The sequence below is a fragment of the Pyxidicoccus sp. M15 genome, from assembly GCF_056858435.1.
Map to the genome: position 1 here is coordinate 284221 of NZ_CM166495.1, position 25466 is coordinate 309686.

24 protein-coding genes are annotated in these 25466 nt (G+C 72.3%); 10 read left to right on the forward strand and 14 right to left on the reverse strand.

Features of this window, described 5'->3' with window-relative positions; translation table 11 throughout:
- Positions 1 to 12: 12 nt before the first annotated feature.
- The gene (locus ACX9TP_RS01045) at positions 13 to 984 is read left to right on the forward strand and encodes a LysR family transcriptional regulator (RefSeq protein WP_482977816.1); all 972 of its coding nucleotides are present in this window, start codon (positions 13 to 15) and stop codon (positions 982 to 984) included.
- Here the strand turns inward: ACX9TP_RS01045 and ACX9TP_RS01050 are convergent.
- Complete coding sequence (locus ACX9TP_RS01050; protein WP_482977817.1) at positions 981 to 1496, reverse strand: carboxypeptidase-like regulatory domain-containing protein; 516 nt, start codon at positions 1494 to 1496, stop codon at positions 981 to 983. The two genes, ACX9TP_RS01045 and ACX9TP_RS01050, sit on opposite strands and share 4 nt — an antisense overlap.
- A 437-nt stretch (positions 1497 to 1933) precedes the next feature.
- Here ACX9TP_RS01050 and ACX9TP_RS01055 point away from each other — a divergent pair, with 437 nt between their 5' ends.
- Positions 1934 to 3070 carry an aminotransferase class V-fold PLP-dependent enzyme gene (locus ACX9TP_RS01055; protein WP_482977818.1) on the forward strand — a complete coding sequence of 379 codons (1137 nt, stop codon included), beginning with the start codon at positions 1934 to 1936 and terminating at the stop codon, positions 3068 to 3070.
- 70 nt (positions 3071 to 3140) lie between these two features.
- Here ACX9TP_RS01055 and ACX9TP_RS01060 read toward each other — a convergent pair whose 3' ends face one another.
- The 5 genes from ACX9TP_RS01060 to ACX9TP_RS01080 form a co-directional block, all read right to left on the reverse strand.
- Positions 3141 to 3428 (reverse strand): hypothetical protein, encoded by a 288-nt coding sequence (locus ACX9TP_RS01060; protein WP_482977819.1) that lies wholly within the window; start codon positions 3426 to 3428, stop codon positions 3141 to 3143.
- A gap of 142 nt (positions 3429 to 3570) precedes the next feature.
- On the reverse strand, positions 3571 to 4446 hold the full coding sequence (locus ACX9TP_RS01065) for a methyltransferase domain-containing protein (protein ID WP_482977820.1): 876 nt from the start codon (positions 4444 to 4446) through the stop codon (positions 3571 to 3573).
- Positions 4443 to 5180, reverse strand: a complete 738-nt coding sequence (locus tag ACX9TP_RS01070) for a hypothetical protein (RefSeq protein WP_482977821.1) — start codon at positions 5178 to 5180, stop codon at positions 4443 to 4445. Before ACX9TP_RS01070 ends, ACX9TP_RS01065 begins: the two co-directional genes overlap by 4 nt.
- A complete protein-coding gene (locus ACX9TP_RS01075; RefSeq protein ID WP_482977822.1) occupies positions 5177 to 6520 on the reverse strand; it encodes an ATP-binding protein in 1344 nt (447 codons plus the stop codon). Before ACX9TP_RS01075 ends, ACX9TP_RS01070 begins: the two co-directional genes overlap by 4 nt.
- On the reverse strand, positions 6517 to 6834 hold the full coding sequence (locus tag ACX9TP_RS01080) for a hypothetical protein (RefSeq protein ID WP_482977823.1): 318 nt from the start codon (positions 6832 to 6834) through the stop codon (positions 6517 to 6519). Before ACX9TP_RS01080 ends, ACX9TP_RS01075 begins: the two co-directional genes overlap by 4 nt.
- A 517-nt stretch (positions 6835 to 7351) precedes the next feature.
- On the opposite strand from ACX9TP_RS01080, the gene ACX9TP_RS01085 reads away from it, so the two are divergent.
- The gene (locus ACX9TP_RS01085) at positions 7352 to 8242 is read left to right on the forward strand and encodes an EamA family transporter (RefSeq protein WP_482977824.1); all 891 of its coding nucleotides are present in this window, start codon (positions 7352 to 7354) and stop codon (positions 8240 to 8242) included.
- Between the two features lie 16 nt (positions 8243 to 8258).
- Here ACX9TP_RS01085 and ACX9TP_RS01090 read toward each other — a convergent pair whose 3' ends face one another.
- On the reverse strand, positions 8259 to 9722 hold the full coding sequence (locus ACX9TP_RS01090; protein ID WP_482977825.1) for a DOMON domain-containing protein: 1464 nt from the start codon (positions 9720 to 9722) through the stop codon (positions 8259 to 8261).
- A gap of 206 nt (positions 9723 to 9928) precedes the next feature.
- On the opposite strand from ACX9TP_RS01090, the gene ACX9TP_RS01095 reads away from it, so the two are divergent.
- Positions 9929 to 10603, forward strand: coding sequence for a hypothetical protein (locus tag ACX9TP_RS01095; protein ID WP_482977826.1), 675 nt, complete (start codon positions 9929 to 9931; stop codon positions 10601 to 10603).
- A 33-nt stretch (positions 10604 to 10636) separates the two neighbouring features.
- Here ACX9TP_RS01095 and ACX9TP_RS01100 read toward each other — a convergent pair whose 3' ends face one another.
- Positions 10637 to 11386 (reverse strand): DNA methyltransferase, encoded by a 750-nt coding sequence (locus ACX9TP_RS01100; protein WP_482977827.1) that lies wholly within the window; start codon positions 11384 to 11386, stop codon positions 10637 to 10639.
- 190 nt (positions 11387 to 11576) lie between these two features.
- On the opposite strand from ACX9TP_RS01100, the gene ACX9TP_RS01105 reads away from it, so the two are divergent.
- A complete protein-coding gene (locus tag ACX9TP_RS01105; RefSeq protein WP_482977828.1) occupies positions 11577 to 12362 on the forward strand; it encodes an alpha/beta fold hydrolase in 786 nt (261 codons plus the stop codon).
- Positions 12363 to 12393: 31 nt separating this feature from the next.
- On the forward strand, positions 12394 to 12828 hold the full coding sequence (locus ACX9TP_RS01110; RefSeq protein ID WP_482977829.1) for a hypothetical protein: 435 nt from the start codon (positions 12394 to 12396) through the stop codon (positions 12826 to 12828).
- 10 nt (positions 12829 to 12838) lie between these two features.
- Here the strand turns inward: ACX9TP_RS01110 and ACX9TP_RS01115 are convergent, their stop codons facing one another.
- Both ACX9TP_RS01115 and ACX9TP_RS01120 read right to left on the reverse strand, forming a co-directional pair.
- Positions 12839 to 13531 (reverse strand): molybdopterin-dependent oxidoreductase, encoded by a 693-nt coding sequence (locus ACX9TP_RS01115; RefSeq protein ID WP_482977830.1) that lies wholly within the window; start codon positions 13529 to 13531, stop codon positions 12839 to 12841.
- Positions 13524 to 14201: a cytochrome b/b6 domain-containing protein gene (locus ACX9TP_RS01120; protein ID WP_482977831.1), complete on the reverse strand. Its 678-nt coding sequence runs from the start codon at positions 14199 to 14201 to the stop codon at positions 13524 to 13526. The genes ACX9TP_RS01115 and ACX9TP_RS01120 overlap by 8 nt, the downstream gene beginning before the upstream one ends.
- Before the next feature lie 227 nt (positions 14202 to 14428).
- Between ACX9TP_RS01120 and ACX9TP_RS01125 the strand changes: the two genes are divergently transcribed.
- On the forward strand, positions 14429 to 17026 hold the full coding sequence (locus ACX9TP_RS01125; protein ID WP_482977832.1) for an Ig-like domain-containing protein: 2598 nt from the start codon (positions 14429 to 14431) through the stop codon (positions 17024 to 17026).
- 139 nt (positions 17027 to 17165) lie between these two features.
- Positions 17166 to 18569 carry an ATP-binding protein gene (locus tag ACX9TP_RS01130; RefSeq protein ID WP_482977833.1) on the forward strand — a complete coding sequence of 468 codons (1404 nt, stop codon included), beginning with the start codon at positions 17166 to 17168 and terminating at the stop codon, positions 18567 to 18569.
- A 26-nt stretch (positions 18570 to 18595) separates the two neighbouring features.
- Here ACX9TP_RS01130 and ACX9TP_RS01135 read toward each other — a convergent pair whose 3' ends face one another.
- The gene (locus ACX9TP_RS01135; RefSeq protein WP_482977834.1) at positions 18596 to 19063 is read right to left on the reverse strand and encodes a hemerythrin domain-containing protein; all 468 of its coding nucleotides are present in this window, start codon (positions 19061 to 19063) and stop codon (positions 18596 to 18598) included.
- Between the two features lie 355 nt (positions 19064 to 19418).
- Between ACX9TP_RS01135 and ACX9TP_RS01140 the strand changes: the two genes are divergently transcribed.
- Both ACX9TP_RS01140 and ACX9TP_RS01145 read left to right on the forward strand, forming a co-directional pair.
- The gene (locus ACX9TP_RS01140; protein WP_482977835.1) at positions 19419 to 19808 is read left to right on the forward strand and encodes a hypothetical protein; all 390 of its coding nucleotides are present in this window, start codon (positions 19419 to 19421) and stop codon (positions 19806 to 19808) included.
- Between the two features lie 457 nt (positions 19809 to 20265).
- On the forward strand, positions 20266 to 21867 hold the full coding sequence (locus tag ACX9TP_RS01145) for a methyl-accepting chemotaxis protein (RefSeq protein ID WP_482977836.1): 1602 nt from the start codon (positions 20266 to 20268) through the stop codon (positions 21865 to 21867).
- Between the two features lie 85 nt (positions 21868 to 21952).
- Here the strand turns inward: ACX9TP_RS01145 and ACX9TP_RS01150 are convergent, their stop codons facing one another.
- From ACX9TP_RS01150 to ACX9TP_RS01160, 3 genes are all read right to left on the reverse strand, one after another.
- Positions 21953 to 23200 carry a YybH family protein gene (locus tag ACX9TP_RS01150; RefSeq protein WP_482977837.1) on the reverse strand — a complete coding sequence of 416 codons (1248 nt, stop codon included), beginning with the start codon at positions 23198 to 23200 and terminating at the stop codon, positions 21953 to 21955.
- A gap of 25 nt (positions 23201 to 23225) precedes the next feature.
- The gene (locus ACX9TP_RS01155) at positions 23226 to 24881 is read right to left on the reverse strand and encodes a formate--tetrahydrofolate ligase (protein ID WP_482977838.1); all 1656 of its coding nucleotides are present in this window, start codon (positions 24879 to 24881) and stop codon (positions 23226 to 23228) included.
- A 122-nt stretch (positions 24882 to 25003) separates the two neighbouring features.
- On the reverse strand, positions 25004 to 25378 hold the full coding sequence (locus ACX9TP_RS01160; RefSeq protein WP_482977839.1) for a hypothetical protein: 375 nt from the start codon (positions 25376 to 25378) through the stop codon (positions 25004 to 25006).
- Positions 25379 to 25466: the final 88 nt, after the last annotated feature.

The window sequence follows — 25466 nt, forward strand, 5'->3', positions numbered from 1 at the left end:
GATGTTTAAAGCATGGAGACCCTCATCACCCTGGAGTCGTTCGTGCGCAGCGCGCAGTCCTCCAGCTTCTCCGCGGCTGCGCGCGGGCTGGGCCTGACGCCCGCGGCCGTGAGCCAGAATGTCGCGCGGCTCGAGTCCCGGCTGGGCGTGCGCCTGTTCCAGCGCAGCACGCGCGGGCTGACGCTCACCGAGCCGGGAGAGCGCTTCCTGCGCGAGGTCAGCGGCGGGCTCGACACGCTCCAGACGGCCATCGCCAACGTGTCGCTGGCGGCGGAGCAGCCGGCGGGCGTGCTGAAGGTCAGCATGGCTCCCGCCTTCGGGAACGGCTACCTCGTGCCCCTGCTGAAGGACTTCCTCGCGCGCTACCCCGCAATCGTGCCGGACTGGCACTTCGACAACCGGGCGGTGGACCTCATCAACGAGGGCTTCGACGCGGCGATTGGCGGGGGCTTCGACCTGCCCTCGGGGCTGGCCGCACGGGAGCTGGCCCGGGCCCACATCATCGCGGTGGCCTCGCCGGCCTACGTGGCGCGCATGTCGATGCCGAAGGCGCCCGCCGACCTCCCGCGCCACGAGGGGCTGCTGCTGCGCTCACCGCTGACCGGGCGCATCCGCTCGTGGCCGCTGCGCAACCGCGCGGGCGAGCAGGCCGCCGTCGAGATGCGGCCGCGCATGATTCTCAATGACCCCAGGGCCCTCACCCAGTGCGCGGTGATGGGCCTGGGCATCGCCTTCGTCGCGACGCTGGATGCGCTGCCGGACCTGAGAGCGGGCACGTTGGTGCGGGTGCTGCCGGACTGGTACGCCGACATCGGCCCGATGTCGCTCTACTTCGCCGGACACCGGCAGCTGCCCGCCAAGACTCGCGTCTTCGTGGACTTCGTCGTCGCCGAGTTCAAGCGCCAGGACCTCGCCGGGATGCTCGACGCGAGCGGAGGCGGCGGTGCTTCCCGGGCGCGCAAGGGCGCCGGGGCGAAGCGCTAGTCGGCGGACACCGTGACGCCGCCCTCCTGCTCCTGGAAGTGGACCTGGAGCAGGCCGCGCTGGACGTGCTGGCCTCGCGCGGCGAACACGGAGTCGAAGCTGCCCGTGTCTCCACGGAACTGCACCCGCGCGGCGCTGAGCGTGTAGGGGCCCCCGGGGAGCACGAGGGAGATGCGGCCGTCCGGGTCCGTGGCGACGCTCCGTGCGGTGCCCCCGGCGAGGTCCTCGTCGGGGGCCACGCGCACCTCGATGCCGGGGACGGGCGCGCCGTCGGAGAGCACCCGGCCGTCGAGGCGGCTCGGACGGTGGAGCGTCACCTCCTGCTGGGGGGCGTCGAGGGATTCGAGCGCCGGCAGCCAGCCGTCCTTCGCGACGAAGACGAAGTAGAAGCTCCGCGGCAGCGGGCCCAGGTGGAAGCGCCCATCCGCGCCGGTGGTGGCCTCGGCGTAGACGGGGGCCTCGCCCTCGCGCGCGCCGACGAGCTCCGTGACGAGCGCGGTGACATGACTCATGCACTCGGGGAGCATCCGGCCCCGGAGGCTCGGGTCCCTCGGGTCCTCGTAGGGCTCCAGTGCGCCTTCGGGGCAGGGCAGCTCGGAGAGCGTCTGCCCGGGCTCCGGCCACGGGGGCGCCGTGCGTGTCCACCACCGTGCCGCGGAGGTGGCGGCCCGCGCCGGGGCGCTGCGCCGCGGTGGTGACGGAGGCGCGGGACGTGCGCGGAATGACGGTGGAGGGAGCCGTCTGCTCCGGGGGGGACGCGCCGGGCTTCCGCGCCGCGCGAAGCAGCCCGAGGATTCCGAGCGCGAGCACGGCGACGATGAGCAGCCCCGACATCCACCGACGCATGTGCGAGCGCCCTCCGCCTGTTTCGACACGGTAACAGGGCCGGGCGCCGGCCCGTCGAAAGCGCCGCCATCCGCGCCGCGCGGCAATAGACTGCGCGCCCACCATGCCCCTGCCTGGCCAGCGACACCTCTTCGAGATTCCCGACGGCGTCACGTACCTCAACTGCGCGTACATGTCCCCGCAGCTGCGCGCCGTGCGCGCGGCGGGCGAGGCGGCGCTGGGGATGAAGGCGCAGCCGTGGCGCCTGACGTCACAGGACTTCTTCACCCACTCGGAAGCGCTGCGCGGCCTCTTCGCCCGGCTGGTGGGCGCGGACGCGGACGGCGTGGCGCTGGTGCCCTCGGCCAGCTACGGCATGGGGGTGGCGGCGGCCAACGTGCGCGTGCGCCAGGGCCAGCGCATCCTGGTGCTGGCGGGCGAGTTCCCCTCCAACTTCTACCCGTGGCAGGAAGTGGCGCGGCGCGCGCACGCCGAGGTCATCACCGTGGACCGCCCGGAGGACGGTGACTGGACGCGCGCGGTGCTGGCGCAGGTGGACTCGCGCTGCGCGGTGGTGGCGGTGCCGCACTGCCACTGGACGGACGGCGCGTGGGTGGACCTGGTGCGCGTGGGCGAGCGGGCACGCGAGGTGGGCGCCGCGCTGGCGGTGGACGGCACGCAGTCGGTGGGCGCGCTGCCCTTCGACGTGGGCGCGGTGCGGCCGGACTTCCTCGTGGTCGCCGGCTACAAGTGGCTGATGGGGCCCTACAGCCAGGGCTACCTCTACGTGGCGCCCCAGCACCGCGAGGGCCAGCCGCTGGAGCACAACTGGCTGATGCGCCAGGGCAGCGAGGACTTCGCCCGGCTGGTGGACTACCGCGACGCGTACCAGCCCGGCGCGCGCCGCTTCGACGTGGGCGAGCGCAGCAACTTCCAGCTGGTGCCCATGGCCGCGGCCGGACTGACCCAGCTGCTGGACTGGGGCGTGGACGAAATCCAGCGCACGCTGCGCACGCTGACGGAGCGCATCGCCCGGGGTGCAACCGGGTTGCGGCTGGAAGTCACGCCCGAGGCGCACCGCGTGGGGCACCTCATCGGCCTGCGGCGCCGGGGCGGGTACGCGTCCGGGGTGGCGCAGCGGCTGGCGGCGCAGGACCTCCACGTCAGCGTGCGCGGGGAGAACCTGCGCGTGTCGCCGCACCTCTACAACACGCCGGAGGACGTGGACCGGCTGCTCGCCGCGCTGGCGCCGCTGCTGTAGGCGCACGCACGCGACGCTGGGGCCCGGGCACCGCCCGGACCCCTGGCGCCTTCAAGGTGCTCCGACGGAATCACTCCTGGGTGTCGGGAAGCGTGGTGTCGTCCATGCTGCCGGAGCCACCGGTGCCTGCGTCCATCTTCATGCCGGCATCCGCCTTCATGCCGCTGCCGCCGGTGCCGGTGCGCGGGGGGGTGGTGCCTCCCGTGCCCTGTCCCTCGCTGCCCATGCCGCTGGCGCCCGCGCCACCGGTGCCCTCCATGCCCGCGCCTTCCTGCTCGCGGTTGCGCTCCTGGCAGCCCGCCACCGTCATGGCCGCCGCCACCGCGCCCAGCACCATCCATCGCTTGCAGGTCTTCATCGAGACACCTCCCATGAAATGACTGGCCCAAGGCTGGGAGCGCTGACGCTCCGCGGCACCTGTCCTCGCGGTCCGGTTGCCTTCTGCTCGCACTGTCAGCGGCCAGGCAGGCGGGCCCGTCATCTCATGGGCTTCGGGCGGCTCACCCCACGCGGCGGAGCACGAGCAGCGCGTACTCCAGTCCGCCATCCATCAACCCCTGCTGGAGCCGCAGGTGCTCCCGGCTGGACTCGCGCCCCGCGAAGGCGGAGATGCGCGACGGGTACGGCCCGCCGAGGGCCGCCCGCTCGTGCGCCAGCAGCTCCAGCGTGAGGGACCAGAAGCCCACCACGCGCGAGGACACGTCGTCGCGCACCTCCAACTCCAGCCCCGCGGCGTGCGCAGCGGACAGGTACTCCGCCATGGAGCCGATGCGCGTGCGCCAGTACCTGTCGAAGGGGACGGCCAGCTCGGGCCGGCCGAGGAAGCAGTCGGCGATGGCCACCACGCCCCGGGGCTTGAGCAGCGCGCGCACGCGGCGGAACCAGTCGGCGCGCGGCAGGTAGCACGCGCTCTCCACCGCCACCACCGCGTCGAAGCACGCGCGGCCCGGCACGGAGAGCGCGTCACACAACAGCGGCCGCACCCTGGCGCCCTGGCCCGCGGTCTCCGCGAAGCCCCGCACCAGCTCCACGTGCGCGGGCACGTTCGTCACCGCCGTCACCCGCGCGCGGTGCTCGGCCGCCCAGTACAGCGCGCCGCCGCCCAGGCCGCAGCCCACGTCCAGCACCTCGCCGCCGTCGGGGAAGCGGCCCACCGCGCGCGCCAGCTCCGCGAGCAGCGCCTCCTGCGCGCCGTGCACCTGCGCGCGCACCACGTCCTCCGGCGAGCCGGGCGGAGGCACCGCGTCCACCAGCCCGGCGTGGTAGTGCACGCGCGGCCCCGGCCCGTACCGCCGCAGAATCCGCTCCGTCTTCTCGTCGTAGTACCCGGCCACCTCGTCACGCCACGCGTCGACCATCGGGGCATCAGCCCTCATGACTCCACCTCCGGGAGAATCGGTTCGATGCGGCGCAGCGCCGCATCCAGGCAGCGCAGGTCCTGCCGCCGCAGTGACTCGGTGGCTGCGCGGGCCCAGCCCACCACCGCGTTGCGGTCCTCGCGCGGCATGCTGGTGAAGCGCGCGTCGCGCGAGCGGATGTCCTCCACCACGTGCGCGGCCACGCCCAGCGCGCGGCCCGCAAGCGCCGCGCGCTCCTCCAGCACCGTGCCCGCCCACAGCACGCGCAGGTACGCCGCCCACTGCTGGCCGGCGATGCCCTCGGCCACCTGGCGGAACAGCGGCGCCGTCCACTCGCGCGCGCGGACCTCCAGCGCCTGGGGGCCGGCCGCCTTCGCCAGGGTGAGGGTGGCCTCCGCCAGCGCGGGCGCGGGCACCCGGGCCGGCGCTCCCGAGAGCGTGGCGAAGGCCAGGTTCTGCAGGAGGAACTGCACGCACGGGCCCACGCGCAGCGGCGCCTCGTGGTAGGTGCAGTCGCCGTCGATGAGGTCGTCGGCGAGGTTGCCCGCGCAGAAGCTGAAGAACAGGCCCGCGCCGCGCGCCAGCAGGATGTCCCGGGGCAGCCCGGCCTCGGCGCCCGCTTCATAGAAGAGGGGCAGGGGCCCGGGCTGGCCCGCCTCCAGCGCGGCGAGCACGTCGCGCTCGGACACCTCCGGCAGCTCCAGCCGCCGGAGCAGTCGCAGGGACTCCTGGTACAGGGCTCCGCCGCTCATCGGTACTCCCTCGGAATGAGCATGCGCAGCAGGGCGCCGCCGCCGGGCGCGTTCTGCCGGTGCAGCATGCCGCCGCTGGCGCGCAGCAGGCACTCGCTGGTGTAGAGGCCCAGCCCGGTGCCCTGCGGCTTGGTGGTGTACAGCTCCTCGGCGGGGCCGGTGAGGCGCGCGGCCTGGAAGCCCGGCCCGTCGTCGATGATGACGATTTCCAGCCGCCCGCTGAGCGGCTCCACGCGCGCGCGGATGCGCACCTCCTCCGCGCCATGCTCGCCGTCTCCCTCACACGCGTTGAGCACCAGGTTCTCCACCACCCGGCGCAGGGTGGGCGCGCCGCCACGCATGAGGGCCCTCAGGGGCGCGTCCTTCTCCACCTCCACCTGGATGTCCACGTCCGGGAAGCGCAGGCCCACGCTGGCCTGCACCGCCTCCAGCAGCGGGGGCAGCTCCACCGGCTCCGGCTCCGTGCCCGCGTAGCGCCGGCCCTTGGCGCGTATCTCCGTCACCATCTCCTTTATCTGCGCCAGGCTGTCGCGGAGCTTCTTCACCAGCTCCTCGAACTCCCCGCGGCCGAGCGCGCCCCGCTGCACGCCCATGACGGTGAGCATGTCCGCCGCGCTGCCCGCGGACATGAGCGCGCTGTCCAGCCCATGGTGGTAGCCGAGGATTTCCCCCAGCGCCTGGGACAGCCGGCCCACGTCGCGCTCCTGCTGCTCCAGCAGCTGCGCGTGCACGGCGGCGCGCAGGCGCTCCGCGTCCGCGCGGGCCCGGTCATGCTGCACGGCGAAGGTGCCCAGGTAGAGCTCGGCGACGAGCGCCGCGGGGCCGATGACGGCGAAGAGGGCCAGGTGCTCGTCGCCCGCGCGCAAGAGGAGCGCGGCGGCCAGGGCCACCGCGGTGCCCAGGGCGAGGAAGGGCTGGCGCGGCGTCACGCGGTGCAGCCGGCCGTGGAAGGCGGTGGTGAAGAGGAAGAGGGACGCGAGGACGGCGGCGCCCGGCAGCGCGGACAGCGCCATGAGGGCGGCCACGAAGAAGTGCACGGTGGCCACGCCGACGGCGAGCCACAGCCAGCCCCACGGCTCGATTCGGCGGCGGCGCCGGTGGACGGCGGAGAAGAGCAGGCCGCTGGCCAGCATGGGCGCGGCGCACAGCAGCGCCGTGCCGAAGGGAATGCCGAAGAAGTCACGCGCGCCCGGCGCCCACGCCGCCACGGCCAGCAGGCCCACCACGAAGGCGGTGAGTCCCAGCCAGGGGCCCACGCCCGCGGCGGCCAGCACCTCGGCCGCGTCCTGGGAGCGGGTCCACCGCCGGAAGGCGGCCGTGACGGCGTTGCGAGCGCTCATACCGTGGTGGTGAGGGCGGAGCCGGAGACCTTGTTGAGGATGTTGGCTTCCCGGGTGGCGTATGCCGCCCGGCGGTCCAGCTCCGCGACGATGTCCGGGTTGCCGCTGCGCAGCACGTGCACCGCTATCTCTCCGCCAGCGAGGACGTGGTGCAGCGCCTCCAGCACCGGCTGCAGCGCCGGGTGGAGCGCGAGTGAGCCCTCCGGGCCCTCCACCGCTCCCAGCTCCTGCGTGCGCAGCAGGTAGGCCCCCAGCGAGCTGGCCAGGGTGACGTTGACGATGCGAGGCGTGTTGGTGGTGTTGCTGCCGTCCACTGAGATACCCCCCCGGGCCCGTTTCCAGGCCCCCATCGTGGTTGTACATGCTTCCCGCGGCCCGAGTCGCCACCCCGTCCATGCGTCCGCCTCCGGGGCTGTCATGGCGCGGCCTCGCGCAGAGGGTCCGTGGCGGCGGCCTCGCGCACGTGGGACGCGGCAATGGCGCGGCTCGGCCGCCAGACGGCCCGGGCGCCGAAGTCGCCGGGTGAATGAATCAATCCTTCTCGAGGCTTCATGCTGGTCGCCCCCCCCGGGAACCAGTCACCGACGTGGATGTTGCCTCGCGGTGCCGGACTGCGCTGACCACCGCACTTTTCTCCTGACGGTGAGCTAAGCGGTGCCACGCGAGTCCCGTCAAACCCATGAGTCACGGGACTGTTGTCCAGCGGCTCGGCGTCGCCCCCGGGGGCAGGTGGGTGCACGGCAGTGGACAGGGGCGGAGTGTCGTTGTGGGCACGGCCGGATGACGGATGGGCGCGGGCGCACGCCGCATCCGTGCGAAGGTGCGCCGCGCATGTCTCGAATGCGGATGAAGTCAGGCTCGGTGGGAATGGCGGTGGTGGCGGTGCTGGCGGCGATGAGCACCATCCAGTTCGGAGCCTCGCTGGCGAAGGGGATGTTTCCCGTCGTCGGCGCGCAGGGGGCCACGGCGCTGCGGCTGGCCTTCGCCGCGCTGTTATTGCTGGCCTTCTGGCGCCCGTGGCGGAAGAAGCTCACCGGCCGCGAGCTGCGCGTCGTCATGGTGTACGGCGCGGCGCTGGGCGGGATGAACCTGACGTTCTACCTGGCGCTGGAGCGAATTCCGCTGGGGATTGCGGTGGCCATCGAGTTCACCGGGCCGCTCGCGGTGGCGCTGCTGGCCACGCGCCGGCCGCTGGACTTCGTGTGGGCGCTGCTCGCGGTGGCGGGCATCCTGATGATTCTCCCGCTGTCGGAGGCGTCGCAGGCGTTGGACCCGGTGGGCGTGGTGTGGGCGCTGGCGGCGGGCACGTGCTGGGCGCTGTACATCCTCTTCGGGCAGCGGGCCGGCGCGGCGGTGCATGGAGGCACGGCGACGTCGCTCGGCATGGTGACGGCGGCGCTGATGGTGTTTCCCTTCGGCGTGGCGCACGCGGGGTGGGGGCTCTTGAACGTGTCGCTCCTGCCGATGGCGCTGGGCGTGGCGGTGCTGTCGAGCGCGCTGCCCTACTCGCTGGAGATGATTGCGCTGAAGGCGTTGCCGACGCGGACGTTCGGCATCCTGATGAGCCTGGAGCCGGCGCTCGCGGCGCTGGCGGGGCTCGTGCTCCTGCGCGAGCAGCTCACGGTGGTGCAGTGGGCGGCCGTCGGCTGCGTCATGCTCGCGTCCGCGGGCAGCGCGGCGACGTCTCGGAAGACGGAGGCGCCGCCGGAAGCGGCACCGTGAGCCGGTAGCGTCCGCTTTACTTCGTGTCTTCCGCCACGCCCTGCTCGGGGAGCTCGAACGTCTCCGACGTGTACTTCCCCGTCTTCGCGTCGAGCGTGTGACGCGAGGTGAGGTGCTTCGCGCCGCGCTTGCCGTCCGAGTCCTCCGCCACCTCGAAGGCCTCAATGCGCGTGAGGTCCGCGCTCACGGTGTACTCCACCGGGTTGCCCGTCCGGCCGCCCGCGCCCTCCAGGTCCACCGGCTTGGAGAACCTCCCCTGCGCGTCCATGGTGAGGGAGCGGAAGTACACCAGCGGGCACGCGCCGCACGCGCCGCTGCCCATCGGGCTGGTGGGGCCGTCGTACACGCTGAGCACGTGCAGGCCCGGCGCGCGCGGCGTCACCTTCGCCTGGTCATTGCCCAGGTCGTGCGTGTGCAGAATCGCCTGCCCCTTGCGCGACACCAGCCACCGCTTCACCCCGCCGTACGCGTCCGCCGTCGCCGCGACGGAGACGAGCTCCACGTCGCCCACCTTCCCCAGGCTCGTCACCGTGCCCAGGTCCACCTGCGTCACCTCCGGGCTCGGCACCGTGGGGGTGAACTGGTACGACTCCGCCCGGTTCACCCAGACCTGGAGCGCGTCCGCGTCCGGGCCCGGCAGGTACGACGCGCCGGGCTGCTGCTTCAGCGACCACTCCAGGAGCTCCGGCCACTTCCCGAAGCGCAGCGGCTTCGTCAGCGTCACCGCGTGGAACGTGGATGCGTCCGCGAACTTCCGCTTCGGCGACGAGGACAGGAAAGTTTCCTGCTTCGCGCCGCCCTCGTCACTGTCCACCAGGTCCACCAGCACGCGCACGTCGCGCAGCGGCGCCTGGGCGGTGCGCGGGAAGGCGCCCACGGGGATGAAGGCCTCGAAGCGGTAGCCGCCGGGGAACGTCTCGTAGCGCGCGGGGCCCACCGAGCCATTCAGCCCGAAGCGCATCGTGCCCTTCGGCAGCAGGCCGTACTGCGCCACCAGCTCCGCCTGCATCTGCTTGCGCCGCGCGGTCTGCTGCTTCCACCACGCCTTGCACTTCGCCGGGTCCTCCTCGGACACCTTGTCGCAGTCCGACTCCTTCGGGACGGCGTTGTCGGCCACGTGGCTGATGAAGGCCAGCGGCGGCATCTTCGGCGGCGGCAGCGCAAGCCACACCTCGACGTGGTCCGCATTGATGTCCTTCTTGTTGGTGAGCTGGACCTTGTCGTCGAGCACCTCGCCGGCAATCGCGAGCCCCTCCGGGCCCACCGCCAGCCACACCTTCGCGGACAAATCCTGCGGGGAGGTGACCTTGAGCGCTCCCGCCACCTGGTGCGTCGCGCCCATCGTCAGCGAGGGTGGCTGCGTCCACTCGTCGAGCTTCCCATCGGCCTTGAAGCCCGAGGGGACACCCTCGTGGAGCTGGACGGAGCCGTTGGCGGGCGCGGCGGCGAGGAGCAGGAGCGTCGTGGGCAGCATGAGCATGGTGTCGTTCCCCCATGTAGAGGGCGGTCGCGCGAAGGACACCGGCCCCTCCGGCAACCGCCTGGTAGCGCATTTCCCTGTGTAGCACCGCGTACAGTGAGAGGACACGTGGAGCCGGGCCGCGAGTCCCACCACCCGACACCGAGCGTCCGGCCGAGCCTCTTCGTGCTCGCACGCTGACGTCCGGCGCGCTACACGGCGGCGCCATGCGAGACCGAATCCAGGCCGTGCTCCGCCAGCTCTCCCAGACGCCGCAGGTCGAGGCGCGCTGGCTGCACACCCTGTCCCTCATGGAGTTCATCGGAGCGCGGAAGATTTCGCGCACCGTGGCGGACCGGCATCCCTCGCTGGAGGTGCTCGGCCACCTCGCGGACGAGACGCGCCATGCCTTCGCCTTCAAGCGCCTGTCGGCCGAGGTGGCCGGCGCCGAAATCACGGCCTTCCTCTGCCCAGAGGCCGCGGGCCGCTACTTCCAGGCGCTGGACCACGAGCTGGCCACCTGGGCCACGGCCCACACCGGCGCGCCGGACATGTACCTGCACTACCTGCTCACCACGACGGCGATTGAGCGGCGGGCCATGGTGCTCTACCCGCTCTACAAGGCCGCCTCGCGCCACGCTGGCGTGCGCGAGGAGCTGGGCCGCGTCGTCACCGAGGAGCAGAGCCACCGGCGCACCATCGAGGACGCGTGCGTGGCGCGCCTGTCCGCCGTGGGCGCCTCGCTGGACGAAGCGCTCGCGCTGGAGGAGCGCCTCTTCGGGGCCTTCATCGGCGAGCTGGAGGCGGCCGTCGCCCGCGAGCTGTCCACTCCCGGCCATGACGCACTGTCCTTCACCGCGACGCAGGGCGAGGGCGCCCGGCCGGCCCGCGCGGTGGAGTAGGTCTCAACGCGACGGCGAGCCGCGCCGGACGGCTCACTCCGCGCCGGAGTCCTCCGGCGCGCCCGTCCCGCCCGCGCCGGCGAGCACGAGCTTCCCCTCCGCCCACTCCCCGCGCAGGTTGCGCGCCTTGCGTGCGCGCTTGCGGCTGAGCTCCACGCCCACCGCGTCCAGCCCGAGCGCGTTGGCCACGGCCAGCACGGTGCCATGTCCGCAGAACGGGTCCACCACCGTGCGCGTGGCGGTGTGCTCCAGGATGAAGCGGCACGCGACGAGGCACGCCTCCACGCCCATGCCGCGCGTCCACGTCACCTCGCCCGCGTCGGGCAGCACGTCCGCGGTGGACTTCCCCATGTCCACGCGCACGCCCCGCGAGAAGGCCAGCAGGTGCGAGTACGCGGGCCGGCCGAACGTCACCGTCCCCGGCTGGCGGCGGCACACCACCTTGTGGAAGAGCAGCTCGCACCCGGCCTCCTCCGCCGCGCGCGCCACCAGGTAGCCCTTGTCCACCCAGACGCCGTCCTGCTTCACGTCCGTCTGGTAGAAGAGGGCCACGCCGTCCGCCGGCACGCGCGAGATGACGAGCCCCGCCGCGCGCTGGAACCACGCCTTCCACTCCGCGAGCGTGAGCGAGGGGAACTCGGACACGTCCGGCAGCGAGGCGATGGCCGAGCACCCCTCCAGCACCGGCCGCGCCTCCAGCCACGCGAGTGCGTCCTCGCAGTACACCGTGCGCAGGGGCTGCACCGCGGGCGCGCCGCCCGTCCCGTCCCGTTCATCCGCCATGAGGGCGCGCAGTCTGCCAGAGCGGCCTCCCTCCACGACGCCTGTCCTCCCGTCAGCCCGGTGAGGGGGCCCTTCACTCCGCGCGCGCTCCTACATGGCCCCCCATGGCGCATGTCTCACAGGCGTGGCTTGCTTTCAGTCCTGCACATTTCTTCCGCACTGTTTTATCCTTTTCCTCCGAGGAGGCTGCATGCCCACGACTTCCGCATCTGACGGGACTTCGCTGCACTATCGCGTCATCGGTGAAGGTCCGCGCACGGTGGTGCTGGTGCACGGGTGGATGGTGTCCGGCGCGGTGTGGGACTCGATGGTCGAGCGGATGGACCTGACGGGGCTGCGCCTGGTGATTCCGGACGGCCGTGGCACGGGCCAGTCGGGGAAGCCGACCGGGGGCTACACGCTGCAGGGGCTCGCGCAGGACGTGCTCGCGGTGGCGGACGCGGCCGGGGCGAAGCGCTTCACGGTGGTGGGCCACAGCATGGGCGGCCAGTTGGCGCAGTGGGTGGCGGCGCAGGAGCCCTCGCGGGTGGAGGCGCTGATGCTGCTCAACCCGGTGCCGGCCGCGGGCCTGCCGCTGCCTCCGGACGCGGCGGGGCTGTTCCGCACGTCGGCGGGCAACCGCGAGAAGCAGACGACCATCATCAACCTGTCCTGCAAGTCGCTCGGCACGGACCTCCTCGAGACGATGCTGAAGGACGCGGCGAACACGTCCGCGCCGGCGATCGAGAACATCTTCGACGCGTGGACGAAGGGCGGCTTCGCCGACAAGCTGTCCGCGATTACGGCGCCCACGCTGGTGGTGGCGACGGACGACGCCTTCCTGCCGCCCGCCTTCCTGCGCGACGCCGTCGTGAAGCCCATCCGCCGCGCGCGCCTGGCGTACCTGCCGGGCCCGGGCCACTACCCGCAGGTGGAGCGCCCCGTGGAGGCCGCGGCGATGCTGACCGCCTTCCTCGCCGGCTCCTCGCCGGCATAGCGCCATCCAAGGCATTGCAGGAGGCAGTCCGATGGCCTGGAGCATGAACTTCGAGTACGACGCGCAGAACGACGTCGTCACCGCGCACTTCACCGACTGCATCCTGAGCAACGAGGCGGATGTCCTCCGCTGGCGGCGCGAGGTGGAGGAGCAGTTCTCGAAGTACCCGGGGAAGGTGGACCTGCTCATCAACCTGGATGGGCTGGTGGTGAAGTTCACCGCCGGGCGCATCTTCGGCAAGGAGCGGCGCGAGGTACTCGAGCGCTACACGCACCGCTCCTACCGCTTCGGCGGTGACGAGATGACGCGCATGTTCGTGCTCACCAGCGGGGCCATCAACGGCGCGGCGGTGAACCACTACGCCACGCGCGACGAGGCCCTGGCCGCGCTGCAGTCCGAGCGCGAGGCGCTGCGCAAGCGGGGCTTCTCGCCCTTCGGCGGTGGCTTCTCGCCCAGCAAGGCGTGAGCAGCGGGCGCTACACGCCCGCGTACCACTCGTAGCCGCGGTCCTCCCAGTAGCCCCCGGTGGGCTCGGGCAGGAAGTTCACCTCGGTGAGGTACTTCACCATCTTGTAGCCGAGCTTCACCGCCGAGTAGAGGCGCAGCGGCGCGCCGTGCGCCGGCGGCAGCGGCTGCCCGTTCATCCCCCAGGCCAGAATCGTCTGCGCGTGGAAGGCGCTCGGCCTGTCCCAGGACGAGAAGTAGCCCGAGTCGAACGAGCGGAACTCCACGTAGCCGGCGCGCGGGTCCGCGCCCACGTGCTCGGCGAAGTCCCTCAGGCGCACGCCGTGCCAGGACGCCACCGCGCTCCAGCCCTCCACGCAGTGGTGGCGGATGCGGTACTCCGTGCGCGGCAGCCGCTGGAGCTCCTCCAGTGACAGCACGCCCGGGCGCTGCACCAGGCCGCCTACCTTGAGGGCCCAGCCCGCGGGGGCGCGCGGCATGGCGTCGGAGATGAAGTACTGCGGGAAGGCGCCGGGCGGCGTGGCCTCCGACGGGGGCAGCTCCGGCGCGAGCTGCGCCTCATCGAAGAGCGCGGACTGGAAGCGCGCGTTGAAGCGCTCCATGGCGCCGAGGAAGCCTTCGCGGGGGCGGCTGCTGTCGCACGCGCTGCTGGTGAGCGCCGCGGCCCCGAGCAGGGCGGTGCGCCGGGTGATGAGCCTACGCATCCGGCTTCCTCCCGCCCGTCACCATCTCCCCCAGCGTGCGCGGGTGGAGCAGCACCAGGACGACGTGGCCCACGGTGAAGAGGGCGAACGCCGCGAGCACGAGGAGGTGGAGCGCGCGCGCCGAGTCGTAGCCGCCGAAGAGGCGGGTGAGCGCCCCGAGCTGCACGGGCTTGTAGAGCACGAGGCCGGAGAGGATGGAGAGGGCGCCCAGCACCAGCGTGCCCGTGTAGGCCAGTCGCTGGAGGCCGTTGTAGAGCCCCTGCTCGGGGGCGTGCCTGCGCAGGCGCACGTAGAAGGCGAGCGTGGCGAGCGCGTTGCGCGTGTCGCGGCGGGGCAGGAAGAGGCGGCGGCGCCACTCCCCGCTGAAGGCGAGGTAGAGCACGTACGCCGCGCCGTTGAGGGCGAGGAACCAGCCGAAGGCGAAGTGCCAGTGACGGGCCCCGGCGAGCCAGTCTCCGAGCCGGCTCCACTCCGGCGGCACCACGCCCTGGAACGGATACCAGCCGGAGGGCCGGCCCTGCGCACCGAGCATGGGGTACGCGGCGAGAATCTGCAGGCCGCTGGCCGCCATGATGACGAGCAGCGGGACGTTGAGCCAATGGCTCACGCGGATGGGCCACGGCTGCGGCCGGCGATGTTCCGGGGCATGCACGGCGGTGCAGGAGAGCACCGCGAGTCCTCCTGCGTCGGCTGCGGCATGCGCGGACGGGCGCGCAACGACCGCCAGCGGACGCCGGGGCTTCACGTCCGTCATGCATCCGACGTGCGGGTTGCCCTGGAGGATGCCACGCCGGAGAGCGGGCTGGCGCGTTCGTAGAGTGTGGGGCGGTTGCTTGGGGGGCTGGGAGCTTGCCGGTATCCTTTGCGGGCCCGCCCCTCCGCACAGAGGACATGCACATGCACCGAATCGAAACGACGCGCCTGACCCTGCTGGCTGGCGCATGGGTGCTGGCCACGATGGCGGGCTGTCACCTGCAGGATGAGGTCCCCATCGAGCTGGAGCCCTCCGGAGCGGTGCGGGTGGTGGTGGCGCTGCCGCGCTCGCTGCCGGAGGCCACGGTGTCTCGCGTGGTGGCCACGGCGACGCCCGCCGGAGGGGAGCCCGTCTCCCAGGAGCTGTCCGGCGAGGGCACGTCGTGGCGGGGCGGGCTGCGCCGGGTGCGCTCGGGCGAGGGCGCCACGGTGGAGGCGGCGGTGTTCGACGCGCAGGGCGCGGCGGTGGCGCAGGCGCGGGTCTCCGGGGTGACGCTGGTGCGGCACCGCTCGGAGTTGCTCGTGCTGGTGCCCCAGCCGCCGGCCCCGGAAGCGCCCACGGGCAACGTGGCGCCCGTCATCGACGCGGTGGTGGCCTCGGCGCCGGGCGTGAAGCCGGGCGCGGAGCTGACGTTGCGCGCCGTCGCGCAGGATTTGAACGCGGCGGACACGCTGTCGTACGCATGGCGGGCCACGGGCGGGAGCTTCTCCGACGACACGTCCTCCACGCCGGTGTGGAAGGCGCCGACGGAGCCGGGGGACGTCACGCTGACGCTCCAGGTGACGGACTCGCGGGGCGCGGCGGCGACGCTGGACTTCGTGATGGGCGTGAATGCGGGTGGGGCGGAGGTGGCCGGACAGCCCGTCTTCAACCGCTGGCCGTCGCTGGCGGAGCTGGCGGCGGAGCCGTCGCCGGAGGTGAGCGAGGGCAGCCCGGTGTCGCTCCAGGCGGTGAGCGTGGACGAGGATGGGGACGCGCTCAGCCTGGAGTGGAAGGCCTCGTGCGAGGGCACCTTCGACGACGCGACGGCGGCCCGGGCGAGCTTCACGCCCACCGCGCTGCCGGCGGGGACGTGCAACAACTGCACGCTGACGTTCGCGGTGCGCGACGGGTTCGGCGGCGAGCGCGAGGGCACGGTGGAGCTGTGCGTGGTGCGCAAGCTGCCGCCGGTCATCGTGTCCGCCACGCAGTCCTCGCCGGGCGCCGTGGCGGGCGACCTGGTGCGGCTGCTGGCCACGGCGGAGGACCCGCAGCAGGAGCCGCTCACCTTCACGTGGACGACGAACACGGGGCTGCTGGGGCCTCCGGCGAAGTCGGGTGGCACGGGCGAGGTGGACTGGGCCGCGCTGTCCTGCCTGCCGTCGGACGTGGTGCCCACGGTGCAGCTCACGGTGACCAACGTGTCGGGGCTGAGTGACTCGCACACCTTCACGGTGGAGTGGGGCGGTGGGCGGTGCGGCCAGCATCCCCCGTGCGACGTGACGCTGGCGGACGCGACGGTGACGCTGCGGGCGGACTGCACCACGGAGGGCACGGTGTTCATCCCGGACGGGTACACGTTCGACGGGGCGGGGCACGTGCTCACGGCGGTGGACCCGGAAGGGGGCCGCTACCTGGGCGCGGTGCTGCGCAACCGGGGCGCGTCGGCGGACGTGCGGGGCGTGAAGGTGCGGGGGCGGGCGCTGACGGGAGCGGGGAAGTGTGACGCCGGCGCCGACGCGCTGAGCGGCATCCGGCTGGAGGGCGCGAGCGGCACCATCGTCGACAGCGAGGTGGAGGACCTGTACCAGCAGGGCGGCAATGGCGCGTGCCAGGAGGGCACGGCCATCGAGGTGCGCAACGCGCAGGACGCGGCGACGGTGGTGCGGGTGGACGTGCTGCGCAACCGGGTGGCGGGCTACCAGAAGGTGGGCATCCTGGGCTCGGGCAAGGTGGACCTGAGGGTGGAGGCGAACACGGTGGAGGGCGGCGGGCCGGTGGCACAGATTGCGCGCAACGGCATCCAGGTGAGCTCCGGGGCGACGGGGCGCGTGACGGGCAACGTGGTGAAGGGCAACGCGTACAGCGGGCCGGGCTATGTGGCCTCGGGCGTCCTGGTGGTGGGCGGGCCGTACTACGGCGTGCCGCTGAGCCGGGACGTGGTCATCCAGGACAACACGGTGGAGGACAACGACGTGGGCATCAACCTGTCGCAGGCGGCGGCGGACGGCGGGCCGCTGCCGGAGTCCACGAACATCCTGGTGGTGGACAACACGCTGAGCAGCGCGGCGCTGACGAATGTGTATCCGTACCAGGCGGGCATCTCGGACTATGGCGGTGGCAACCTCATCAGTCGCAATCACATCAGCGGCGCGGGGTATGACCGGGCGACGTCTCCGGGGGCCACGTTCGACGTGGACGTGGTGGCGGGGACGGCGTCGCGCGTGGCCTTCCTGACGGAGGGGCAGCGGGTGGCGGCGGGGGCGTGCTCGGGGGCGTTGGTGGTGCAGAGTCAGGACACGGTGGGCAACCTGTCCGCGCTGGCGGCGCCCGCGCTGGTGGTGCAGGGCGCGGGCGTGACGTTCTACTCGGATGCGGGGTGTACGCTGGCCCTGCCGGCGTCGGGCGCGGGCGTGGAGTTGCGGCTGGAGGCGCCGCACCAGGAGGCGATGTTCTACTTCCGCGCCGCGCAGGCCGGAGCCGTCACGGTGTCGGTGACGGGGGACGGGGTGAGCGCGTCGCAGGCGCAGACGGTGGAGTGAGCGTCGGGGCCTGGCAACCGGGCCTGCGGGCGCTGCTCTCTATCTACAGTGTGGCTGAGTGACCCTGCTGGGTTCGGGTGGCCAACACCCAGGGGCTTGGAGGGGATGATTGGCCGCGCCCTGGCTGTATGGTTGTGACATGACCTTCGCACCTGGCATTTCAGAACACCGTCATGGCCAGGCTCCGCGGAGCGCCACGGACCACCACGTCGTCCAGTTCTACGAGGACGCCACGTTCCTGTCGGACGTCGTGGCCCGGTTCCTCGACGCCGGCTTCAAGCTCGGAGAACCCGCGGTCGTCATCGCCACGGAGGACCACCGGGCGGGCTTCGTGCAGCGGCTGAAGGCCCTGGGCGTCGACGTGGAGCGCGCATGTGAGGAGGGGCGGCTCGTCCTCCTCGACGCGCGCGAGACGCTCAACCGGTTCATGGTGGACGGGCTGCCCGACGGGAATCGGGTCAGGAGTGTCATCGGGCCGGTCCTCGAGCAGAGCCATCGGGGGGCCGGGGCGGCGTGTGTCCGTGCCTACGGCGAGATGGTGGACCTGCTCTGGAAGGATGGAAACCCGCGGGCCGCGCTCCTGCTGGAGGAGCAGTGGAACGACCTGGGCAGGGAGTACCCCTTCCGCCTGCTGTGCGCCTACGCGATGGGGAACTTCCGCACCCAGGAGGATGCGCGGGCGTTCCAGGCCGTCTGTTCCATGCACTCCCAGGTGGTTCCCACCGAGCGCTACTCCTGCGCCGAGTCCTCCGACGACCGCCTGCGCGAGGTCTCCGTCCTCCAGCAGCGGGCCCAGTCCCTGGAGGCTGAGGTCGAGCATCGCAAGCGGGTCGAGACGGAGTTGCTGGAGGCGCTGAAGCTGCGCGACGACTTCCTGTCCGTCGCCGGACACGAGCTGAAGACGCCGCTCACCGCGCTCCAGCTCCAGGTCCACTCCCTGCTGGGCATGGCGCGGGAGCGGGGGGACGAGCGCCTGAAGGAGAAGCTGGAGAGGGCGCGGCGGCAGACCGAGCGGCTCACCACGCTCGCGGATGAGTTGCTGGACGTCGCGCGCCTCAGCGCGGGTCGGCTCACGCTGCGACTGGAGGAGTGCGACCTGTCGGCGCTCGTGCACGAGGTGCTGGACCGCTCCACGGAGTCCATGGCCCAGGCGCGGTGCCAGCTCCAGGTGAGCCTGGAGCCGCACGTGAGGGGGACGTGGGACCGGCTCCGCCTGGAGCAGGTGGTGACGAACCTGCTCTCCAACGCGCTCAAGTATGGGGCTGGCAGTCCCGTGGAGGTGCGGGTGGGCACGAGCCGGAACCGCGCGCGGCTGTCCGTGCGGGATTACGGCATGGGCATCCCGCTCGAGGACCAGGCGCGCATCTTCGACCGGTTCGAGCGCGCGGTGTCCTCGCGGAACCATGGCGGGCTCGGGCTCGGGCTCTGGATGAGCCGGCAGGTCGTCGAGGCCCACGGTGGCGTCATCCGCGTCGAGAGCGAGCCCGGGAGCGGAGCCACGTTCATCGTGGAGCTGTCGGACCTCACCGGGGACAGGGGCTGAGCGGTTCCCAGGGGCGCGGCAGCGCCTCAGGCGTTGGCCTGTCCCTCCAGCTTGCTCATCTCCTCGCGGCGGACGGCGGAGGCGGTGCGGACGATGTCGTTGCACGACATGCCAATCTCCTTCTCGGTCACCTTCTGCCCGAACTGCGGCAGCACGTTCTTCTCCTCGTCGGCCACGTGGGACTTCACCACCTTCTCCAGCTCGCCCACCTTCGCCGCCAGCCCGTTCACGTCGTTCCGCGAGCGGAGCATGTCGGCGATGATGCTCTTCATCTCACCGTGCTCGTCCACCGAGTGCTGAATCTTGTCCTCGCCGATGACCCGGCGCGCGACGGGGTATATCCACCGCTCCTCGATGGTGGCGTGCAGCGTGAGCGCCTCCGCGAGCTGGATGCACAGCTCCTTCTTGCTCGCGTCGTCCTGGGCATTCCGGAAGGCCTCGAACAGCGCGTCGACCTCGCGGTGCTGCTGAATCAACAGGTCAATGACGTCCACGGATGCGCTCCTTGTTGGGGTCCTGTGCCATCCAACGTCCGCATGACCGCCGGGTGTCGCAATCACTGGCACGGGCGCGCGGGGCCTCGCACGCTTCCCACCCCGAGGCACGGTGCCGCTCCACTGCGGCCTCTCCAGCGCGGGCGGCAGTGCCGACGCCGGTCGCCGCGCCCGGCCGGGTGATGTCCGGCACGAGCAGCCACCCGGGCCTTCCCCCACCCTGCTCCCTGCACCTCGCAACCGCGGGGCGTCATCCTGGTTGCAGTCCGCAACCCGCGCGTTCCGGTGACGTCTCGTGCACACCCCGCAAAGTGGTGCTGGCTTTGGTCCCCGCGTTGCAGTGAAACAGCGGGGTATGCGTCTGAACGGGATGATGGCCGGCGGGCCGCCGCCGGGGGATGGCGACGACAACATCTTCACGCGGGACCGCCCGCCCTCGGGCGGGGAGAAGCGGGCCCGCCAGATGGTGTTGCTGGCCGTGGTGTTGTTGGTGCTCGGCGGCGTGTGGCTGTACCTGCAGGGCGGAGAGAACCGGGCGCTGAATGCCATGTCTCCCGCGCAGCGAACGGCCCTGTTCCAGGAGACGCGGGACAGCATCCGGTTGATGTGCATGGGCGACGCGGGCGTGAAGAAGGCCTTCAAGGGACGCTGCGCGAAGCAGGCCGACTTCCTCGCCCGCTTTCCCGAGTGCGACGAAGCGTGCCGGCGCGAGATTGAGCCCTTCATGCCGGCGGCGACCCGGTAGGCGGACGCTCACGTCACCGGCACCCGGCTGATCTCACCACCGGGCAGGCCGACGACGCGCTGAACGCCCGGCCGCTCCCGGGCCTACATCCCCGCCCGGCCTTTGCGAGCCGGCCTTCCCCCAGCCGAAGCAGGCGGCTCCCCTCTGGAGGCGCACGGCCTGTCACACCGCGTGGGGGTCTGGCAATACCCACGACGCTTCGGCCGGCCCTGGCACCTGAGGCTCCAAGGACCGTGGGGGCTTAGCAGGGGGTGTTCAGTCCGGTATCCTACGCCGCGCGGCGGATCAGCGGTCCGTCCGGGCATCGGGGGCCCTCATTTTCGGGCCCGCGGAAGGAAGGCGACATGTGCTGGCGCAGCAGGCCCTGCTCTGGGCCGCGCTTCAATTGCCGGGCTCTGGCCAGGAATGGCGAGGGCTTGGAGTGCCCGGGGACCGCTCACGGTAGGGAGAGTGCCCGGTGCGTCTGAAGCTGAAGTTGATGCAGAAGATGATGGTGGTGCCCGCGGTGGCTGGCGTGTTCCTCGTCGCCATCCTCGTGGCGTTCGTGACGCTGGGCATGTTGTCGGGCCGTGTGTACGAGCGCATCAACTCCTCCCACGTGCCCACCATCGAGCTGAGCCGCGAGGTGAACCTCCGCTACCCGGGGCTCCACCGCGGGGTCATGGCCGAGGTGACGCGCAAGGCGGAGGGCGGCCTGGAGCCGCTGCGCACGGAGATGAAGGAGCTCCAGGTCAAGCTCGACCTGGCGCGCGAGGTGTCGGGCGCGAAGGTGGAGCGGGCCGACGCGCTCAAGGGCGCGCTGACGGCGTACTGGACGGATGCCGAGCAGGCCCTGGCGCTCGCGGTGAAGGGTGACGCGCAGGCGGACGCGGCGCGCTCGAAGCTCGAGGCCTCCTACCAGTCGCTCCACGGCGCGTTCAAGCAGGCCGCGGAGGAGGACGCGCAGACCATCGGCGTCGCGTACGAAGAGCTGAAGGGGCTGCAGGTCACCATGCAGGTGCTGGTCATCGTGCTGGTGGTGGCGGGCATTGCCCTGACGGTGCTGCTGGCGCTCTGGCTGCACCGCGAGGTGACGGTGCCGGTGGGCCGGCTGACGGCGGTGGCCACGCGGATTGCGCAGGAGGGCGACCTCACGCAGGCCATCGACACGAGCGCGCAGGACGAGGTGGGCGAGCTGGCGCGCGGCTTCAAGGTGATGGTGGACCGGCTGCGCAGCGTGCCGAGCACCATCGCCTCGGTGGTGACGGACCTGACGGCGGCGGCGGGGCGGCTGACGCAGGCGAGCCAGGACCAGGTGAACTTCCTCACCAACCAGTCCCGCAGCCTCACCGAGGCGAGCACCACGATTGCCGAAATCGCCCAGACGTCCAGCATGGCGGCCAGCCGCGCGGAGATGGTGCTGAAGGTGGCGGCGCAGGCGGACGCGTTCAGCTCCTCGGGCCAGCAGTCGATTGAGCAGAGCGCGGAAGGCCTCCAGCAGATTCGCCAGCGGGTGGGCGCGCTGGTGGGCAGCATCGCGCACCTGAGCGACCAGGCCGTGCACGCAGGCGAAATCATCAGCAGCGTGAAGGACCTGGCGGACCAGTCCAACGTGCTGGCGCTGAACGCGGCGATTGAAGCCGCGCGCGCGGGCGAAGAGGGCCGGGGCTTCGCGGTGGTGGCGCGCGAGATGCGCTCGCTCAGCGGTCAGTCGCTGCAGAGCACGCAGCGCATCGGCAAGATTCTCCTGGAGATCAACCAGGCCATCCGCCAGACGGTGTCGATTGCGGAGGGCGACAGCCAGAAGATGGAGGAGGGCATCGAGCAGGTGCTCTCCTCGGCGAACACGCTGAAGGAAATCACCACGGTGGTGCAGGAGAGCAGCCAGGCCGCCCGGCAGATTGTCGCCTCCGTCACCCAGCAGAACGCGGGCATCGCGCAGATGACCGAGGTGATGACGCAGCTGTCGACGATGATGGCGGACGTGGTGACGGCGACGATGACGGCCGAGGAGGCCGTGATGTCCATCAACACGTCGCTGGGTCAGCTGAAGGACCTGTCCACCGCCTTCCGCGTCTGAGCCGCCGTGGCTGGGCCGTGAGGGCGCCACCGTACGAGGTGGCGCCCCGGCCTGCTTCCGGGCTCCGCGGGGCGCTACCGATGAATCAAGGGCCGTCCGGGCCCGGGTTGCCGTTGCCGCTGTCGGCGACGTAGCGCCACTGGCCGTCGGGCTGGCGGCGCCAGACGGAGAGGTACTTCACGTACGTGGTGTCGCTCTTTCCGTCCGGGCCGGGCGAGACGGAGACGGCGCGGCCCACGGTGTAGGCCATGTCGCCGGAGCTGGCGGCGGCGCCGAGCTTCGGCTCCCAGCGCAGGCCCACCTCACGGGGGATGGGCCCGTAGCCTTCCTTGATGCCGGCGTTGCCGAAGAAGCCGCTGGGGCCGCTGGGAATCACGGCGTCGGGCGCGGCCCAGGCGATGAAGGCCGGACCCATGCCCTCGCGCGTGGACTGCTCGGAGAAGGCGGAGTCGGCGGCGAACACCTCCGCGAGCACGTCCGAGGGGGCCGCGGGCGTGGCCGCGGCCGGAGCCGTGGCGGTGGACCTCGCCGAGAACGCGGGCGGCACGGCGAGCGGGCCGCGAGCCCTGCCGAGCACGGCGGCCGCGAGACGCCACGGACCTTCCGGCGTCCGCGTCCACACCGTGAGGTAGCGCTGGTAGCGCTTGCCGGGCTTCAGCCTGGGCGCCGCTCCAGGGGCTCCCGGTGCCGCGGGCGCTCCCGGTGCCGCGGGCGCGGCAGAGGCGCTGGGCGCTCCGGGAGTGGCAGGGGCGCTGCGTGCTCCGGGCGCACCAGGTGCAGCGGGCGCCGCCGGTGCACCAGGTGCAGCGGGCGCGGCCGGTGCTCCAGGCGACGAGATGCCGGGCGCCGGGGGAACGCCAGCACCGGGGGCCCCTGTCGCTCCCGCGGCTCCGGGCGCCGCGGCACCTCCCGTCGCGCCGCCGGTCGAGTCGAGCAGCACCTGCCCCACCGCGTACCCCATCCGTCCGTCCGCGCTCACGTCCCAGACGAGGGCCTCCGCGCTGAGGACACCATCCCGCTCCAGCGGCTCCGCGGAGAGCTTCGCGCGGATGGCGTCGACGCCGCGCAGCGTGTACTGCCCCTCCAGCAGCAGCAGTGCGTCCTCCGCGGCGGAGGAGGCGATGCCCTCCGCGGACCCCTTCTTCGCCATCGCGTCGGCCAGCGCGGCCTCGGCGGCGCGAAGCGACTCGCGCGCCTCGGCCGGTGACAGCGCCGCCTTCGCCGTGACGGGGGCTTCTTCCGTGGATGGCGCGCGTCCGGAAGCGCCCGGACCGGCGCAGGCCGTGGTGACCAGTGACACGAGGACGACGGCTCCCGTGAGCTGCTGCTTCATGACTTCCTCCGTGGTGTCTTCATTCTCATTCGCCCTGCATCAGCCCGGTGATGCGGCCGTCATCGTGCACGGTGATGCGGCGGGCCGCCGGCTCGCGAGGCAGGCCGGGCATGGTGAGGATGTCGCCGGTGAGCGCCACCATGAAGCCCGCGCCCGCGGACAGCCGCACCTCGCGCACCGTCAGCGTGAAGCCGCGAGGCCGCCCCTGCTTCGTCGGGTCATCCGAGAGCGACAGGTGCGTCTTCGCCATGCACACCGGAAGCTCCGCGCCCCCCAGCTCGCGCACCATCTGCAAGTCCTTCAGCGCCCCCGCCGTGAAGGCCACGTCGTCCGCGCCGTACACCGTGCGGGCAATCGCGCGGACCTTCTCCTCGGGGCTCTGCGTCAGCTCGTAGAGGAAGCGTGGGCGGGGCGGCGCGGCGTCCGTGCGGTCCAGCATCTCCAGCACCCGGTCCGCCAGCTCCAGCGAGCCGTCACCGCCGCGCGAGAAGCCCTCGCACACGGCCATCTCCACGCCGCGCTCCCGGCCGAAGGCGCGCAGCTCCTCCAGCTCCGCCTCCGTGTCCTGCGGGAAGCGGTTGACGCACATGACGGCCGGCAGGCCGAAGGCCGCCACCGACTCCAGGTGCTTCTCCAGGTGGGCGAAGCCGCGCACCAGCGCCTCGCGGTCGGGCTCGGCCACGCGCGCGGCAGCGGCGCCGCCATGGTGCTTCAGCGCGCGCAGCGTCACCACCAGCATCACGCCCCGGGGCCAGACGCCCGCGCTCCGGCACTTGATGTCGAGGAACTTCTCCGCGCCCAGGTCGAAGCCGAAGCCGGCCTCCGTCACCACCTCGTCCGCGTAGGCCAGCCCCATCCGCGTGCCCAGCACGGAGCTGCACCCGTGCGCGATGTTGCCGAAGGGGCCCGCGTGCACCAGCGCCGGCCCGCCCTCGCGCGTCTGCACGAGGTTGGGCATCAGCGCGTCCTTGAGCACCGCCACCATGGCCGCCGCCGCGTCCACGTCCCGCGCGCGCACCGGCTTGCCGTCCGGCGAGTGGCCCACGACGATGCGGGCCAGCCGCGCCTCCAAGTCCTTGAGCCCGTCGGACAGGGCGAGGATGGCCATGACCTCGCTGGCGGCGGTGATGTCGAAGGCGGCCTCGCGCGGCACGCCGTGCGCCTTGCCACCCAGGCCGACGATGACGTTGCGCAGGAACCGGTCGTTCATGTCCATGGCGCGCCGCCAGCGCACGCGCGTGGAGTCGATGGCCACCGGCTGGCCGTAATACACGGCGTTGTCCACCAGCGCGGCGAGCAGGTTGTTGGCGCTGGTAATCGCGTGCAGGTCGCCGGTGAAGTGCAGGTTGATGTCGGCCGCGGGCTCCAGGCTGGCCTGACCGCCGCCGGTGCCTCCGCCCTTCACGCCGAAGACGGGGCCCAGGGACGGCTCGCGCAGGGCGGCCACCGCGCGGCGCCCGCGCTTGCGCAGGCCCATGGCCAGGGCCACGGACATGGTGGTCTTCCCCTCGCCCGGAGGCGTGGGGTTGATGGCGGACACGAGCACCAGGCGGCCCTGCTTCCCGCTCCGCCCGCCGAGCGCGTCCAGCGACACCTTCGCGCGGTTCGTGCCCCACGGCAGCACGTGTTCGGGGGACAGGCCCAGCTCGGCGCCCACTTCGGCGATGGGTCTCAGCGTCATGCCGCGACTCTCCGCGCGGCGCGGGCACGGGTCAACGATTGTGGTGCGTGGGGGGCGCCTCGGGCGGCGGGCCCTCCCGGCCCCTGAGGGAGCGGGAGGGCCTGCCTACCTCGCGGCGAGGGCTACTGGCACTGCTGGATGCAGGTCTTCCAGTCGGTGCCGTAGTCGGCCGGGTCCAGGCACTTGGTGCTGCCGGGGACCGCCTGGCCGCTGCAGCAGCTGGTGACGTAGAGCGTGTCCTCCCAGCCACCCGGCTGCACGCAGCCATTCACCGGCGGCGTGGCGCAGAACTGGTAGCAGCCGCTGGAGCTGCAGTACGTGCTGCCGGGCATCGCGTAGCCGTTGCAGCAGTACGTGGCGCTGCCCGAGTCGTCGATGCCGCCGTCCGGCACACACGCCAGCAGCTCCTCGCTGTCCGCCGCCAGGGCCGTCTGGGCGCCGAGACACAACATCGCCACACCTGCGAACGTCACACAGAACCTGATGAGCCGAGCCATTGCATGCTCCTCGTGGGGGTTGGACCGCCGCCGGCGGCTGGAAGCCGCCAGGTGTTGCGGCTCGGGGAGATAGGAATGCCCGGTGCGG

What these genes read in the sequence shown, in the direction of transcription:
- ACX9TP_RS01045 (WP_482977816.1), top strand. Translation starts at nt 13, where the DNA reads ATGGAGACCCTCATCACCCTGGAGTCGTTCGTGCGCAGCGCGCAGTCC.
- ACX9TP_RS01050 (WP_482977817.1), bottom strand. Translation starts at nt 1,496, where the DNA reads ATGAGTCATGTCACCGCGCTCGTCACGGAGCTCGTCGGCGCGCGCGAG.
- ACX9TP_RS01055 (WP_482977818.1), top strand. Translation starts at nt 1,934, where the DNA reads ATGCCCCTGCCTGGCCAGCGACACCTCTTCGAGATTCCCGACGGCGTC.
- ACX9TP_RS01060 (WP_482977819.1), bottom strand. Translation starts at nt 3,428, where the DNA reads ATGAAGACCTGCAAGCGATGGATGGTGCTGGGCGCGGTGGCGGCGGCC.
- ACX9TP_RS01065 (WP_482977820.1), bottom strand. Translation starts at nt 4,446, where the DNA reads ATGAGGGCTGATGCCCCGATGGTCGACGCGTGGCGTGACGAGGTGGCC.
- ACX9TP_RS01070 (WP_482977821.1), bottom strand. Translation starts at nt 5,180, where the DNA reads ATGAGCGGCGGAGCCCTGTACCAGGAGTCCCTGCGACTGCTCCGGCGG.
- ACX9TP_RS01075 (WP_482977822.1), bottom strand. Translation starts at nt 6,520, where the DNA reads ATGAGCGCTCGCAACGCCGTCACGGCCGCCTTCCGGCGGTGGACCCGC.
- ACX9TP_RS01085 (WP_482977824.1), top strand. Translation starts at nt 7,352, where the DNA reads ATGTCTCGAATGCGGATGAAGTCAGGCTCGGTGGGAATGGCGGTGGTG.
- ACX9TP_RS01090 (WP_482977825.1), bottom strand. Translation starts at nt 9,722, where the DNA reads ATGCTCATGCTGCCCACGACGCTCCTGCTCCTCGCCGCCGCGCCCGCC.
- ACX9TP_RS01095 (WP_482977826.1), top strand. Translation starts at nt 9,929, where the DNA reads ATGCGAGACCGAATCCAGGCCGTGCTCCGCCAGCTCTCCCAGACGCCG.
- ACX9TP_RS01100 (WP_482977827.1), bottom strand. Translation starts at nt 11,386, where the DNA reads ATGGCGGATGAACGGGACGGGACGGGCGGCGCGCCCGCGGTGCAGCCC.
- ACX9TP_RS01105 (WP_482977828.1), top strand. Translation starts at nt 11,577, where the DNA reads ATGCCCACGACTTCCGCATCTGACGGGACTTCGCTGCACTATCGCGTC.
- ACX9TP_RS01110 (WP_482977829.1), top strand. Translation starts at nt 12,394, where the DNA reads ATGGCCTGGAGCATGAACTTCGAGTACGACGCGCAGAACGACGTCGTC.
- ACX9TP_RS01115 (WP_482977830.1), bottom strand. Translation starts at nt 13,531, where the DNA reads ATGCGTAGGCTCATCACCCGGCGCACCGCCCTGCTCGGGGCCGCGGCG.
- ACX9TP_RS01125 (WP_482977832.1), top strand. Translation starts at nt 14,429, where the DNA reads ATGCACCGAATCGAAACGACGCGCCTGACCCTGCTGGCTGGCGCATGG.
- ACX9TP_RS01130 (WP_482977833.1), top strand. Translation starts at nt 17,166, where the DNA reads ATGACCTTCGCACCTGGCATTTCAGAACACCGTCATGGCCAGGCTCCG.
- ACX9TP_RS01140 (WP_482977835.1), top strand. Translation starts at nt 19,419, where the DNA reads ATGCGTCTGAACGGGATGATGGCCGGCGGGCCGCCGCCGGGGGATGGC.
- ACX9TP_RS01150 (WP_482977837.1), bottom strand. Translation starts at nt 23,200, where the DNA reads ATGAAGCAGCAGCTCACGGGAGCCGTCGTCCTCGTGTCACTGGTCACC.
- ACX9TP_RS01155 (WP_482977838.1), bottom strand. Translation starts at nt 24,881, where the DNA reads ATGACGCTGAGACCCATCGCCGAAGTGGGCGCCGAGCTGGGCCTGTCC.
- ACX9TP_RS01160 (WP_482977839.1), bottom strand. Translation starts at nt 25,378, where the DNA reads ATGGCTCGGCTCATCAGGTTCTGTGTGACGTTCGCAGGTGTGGCGATG.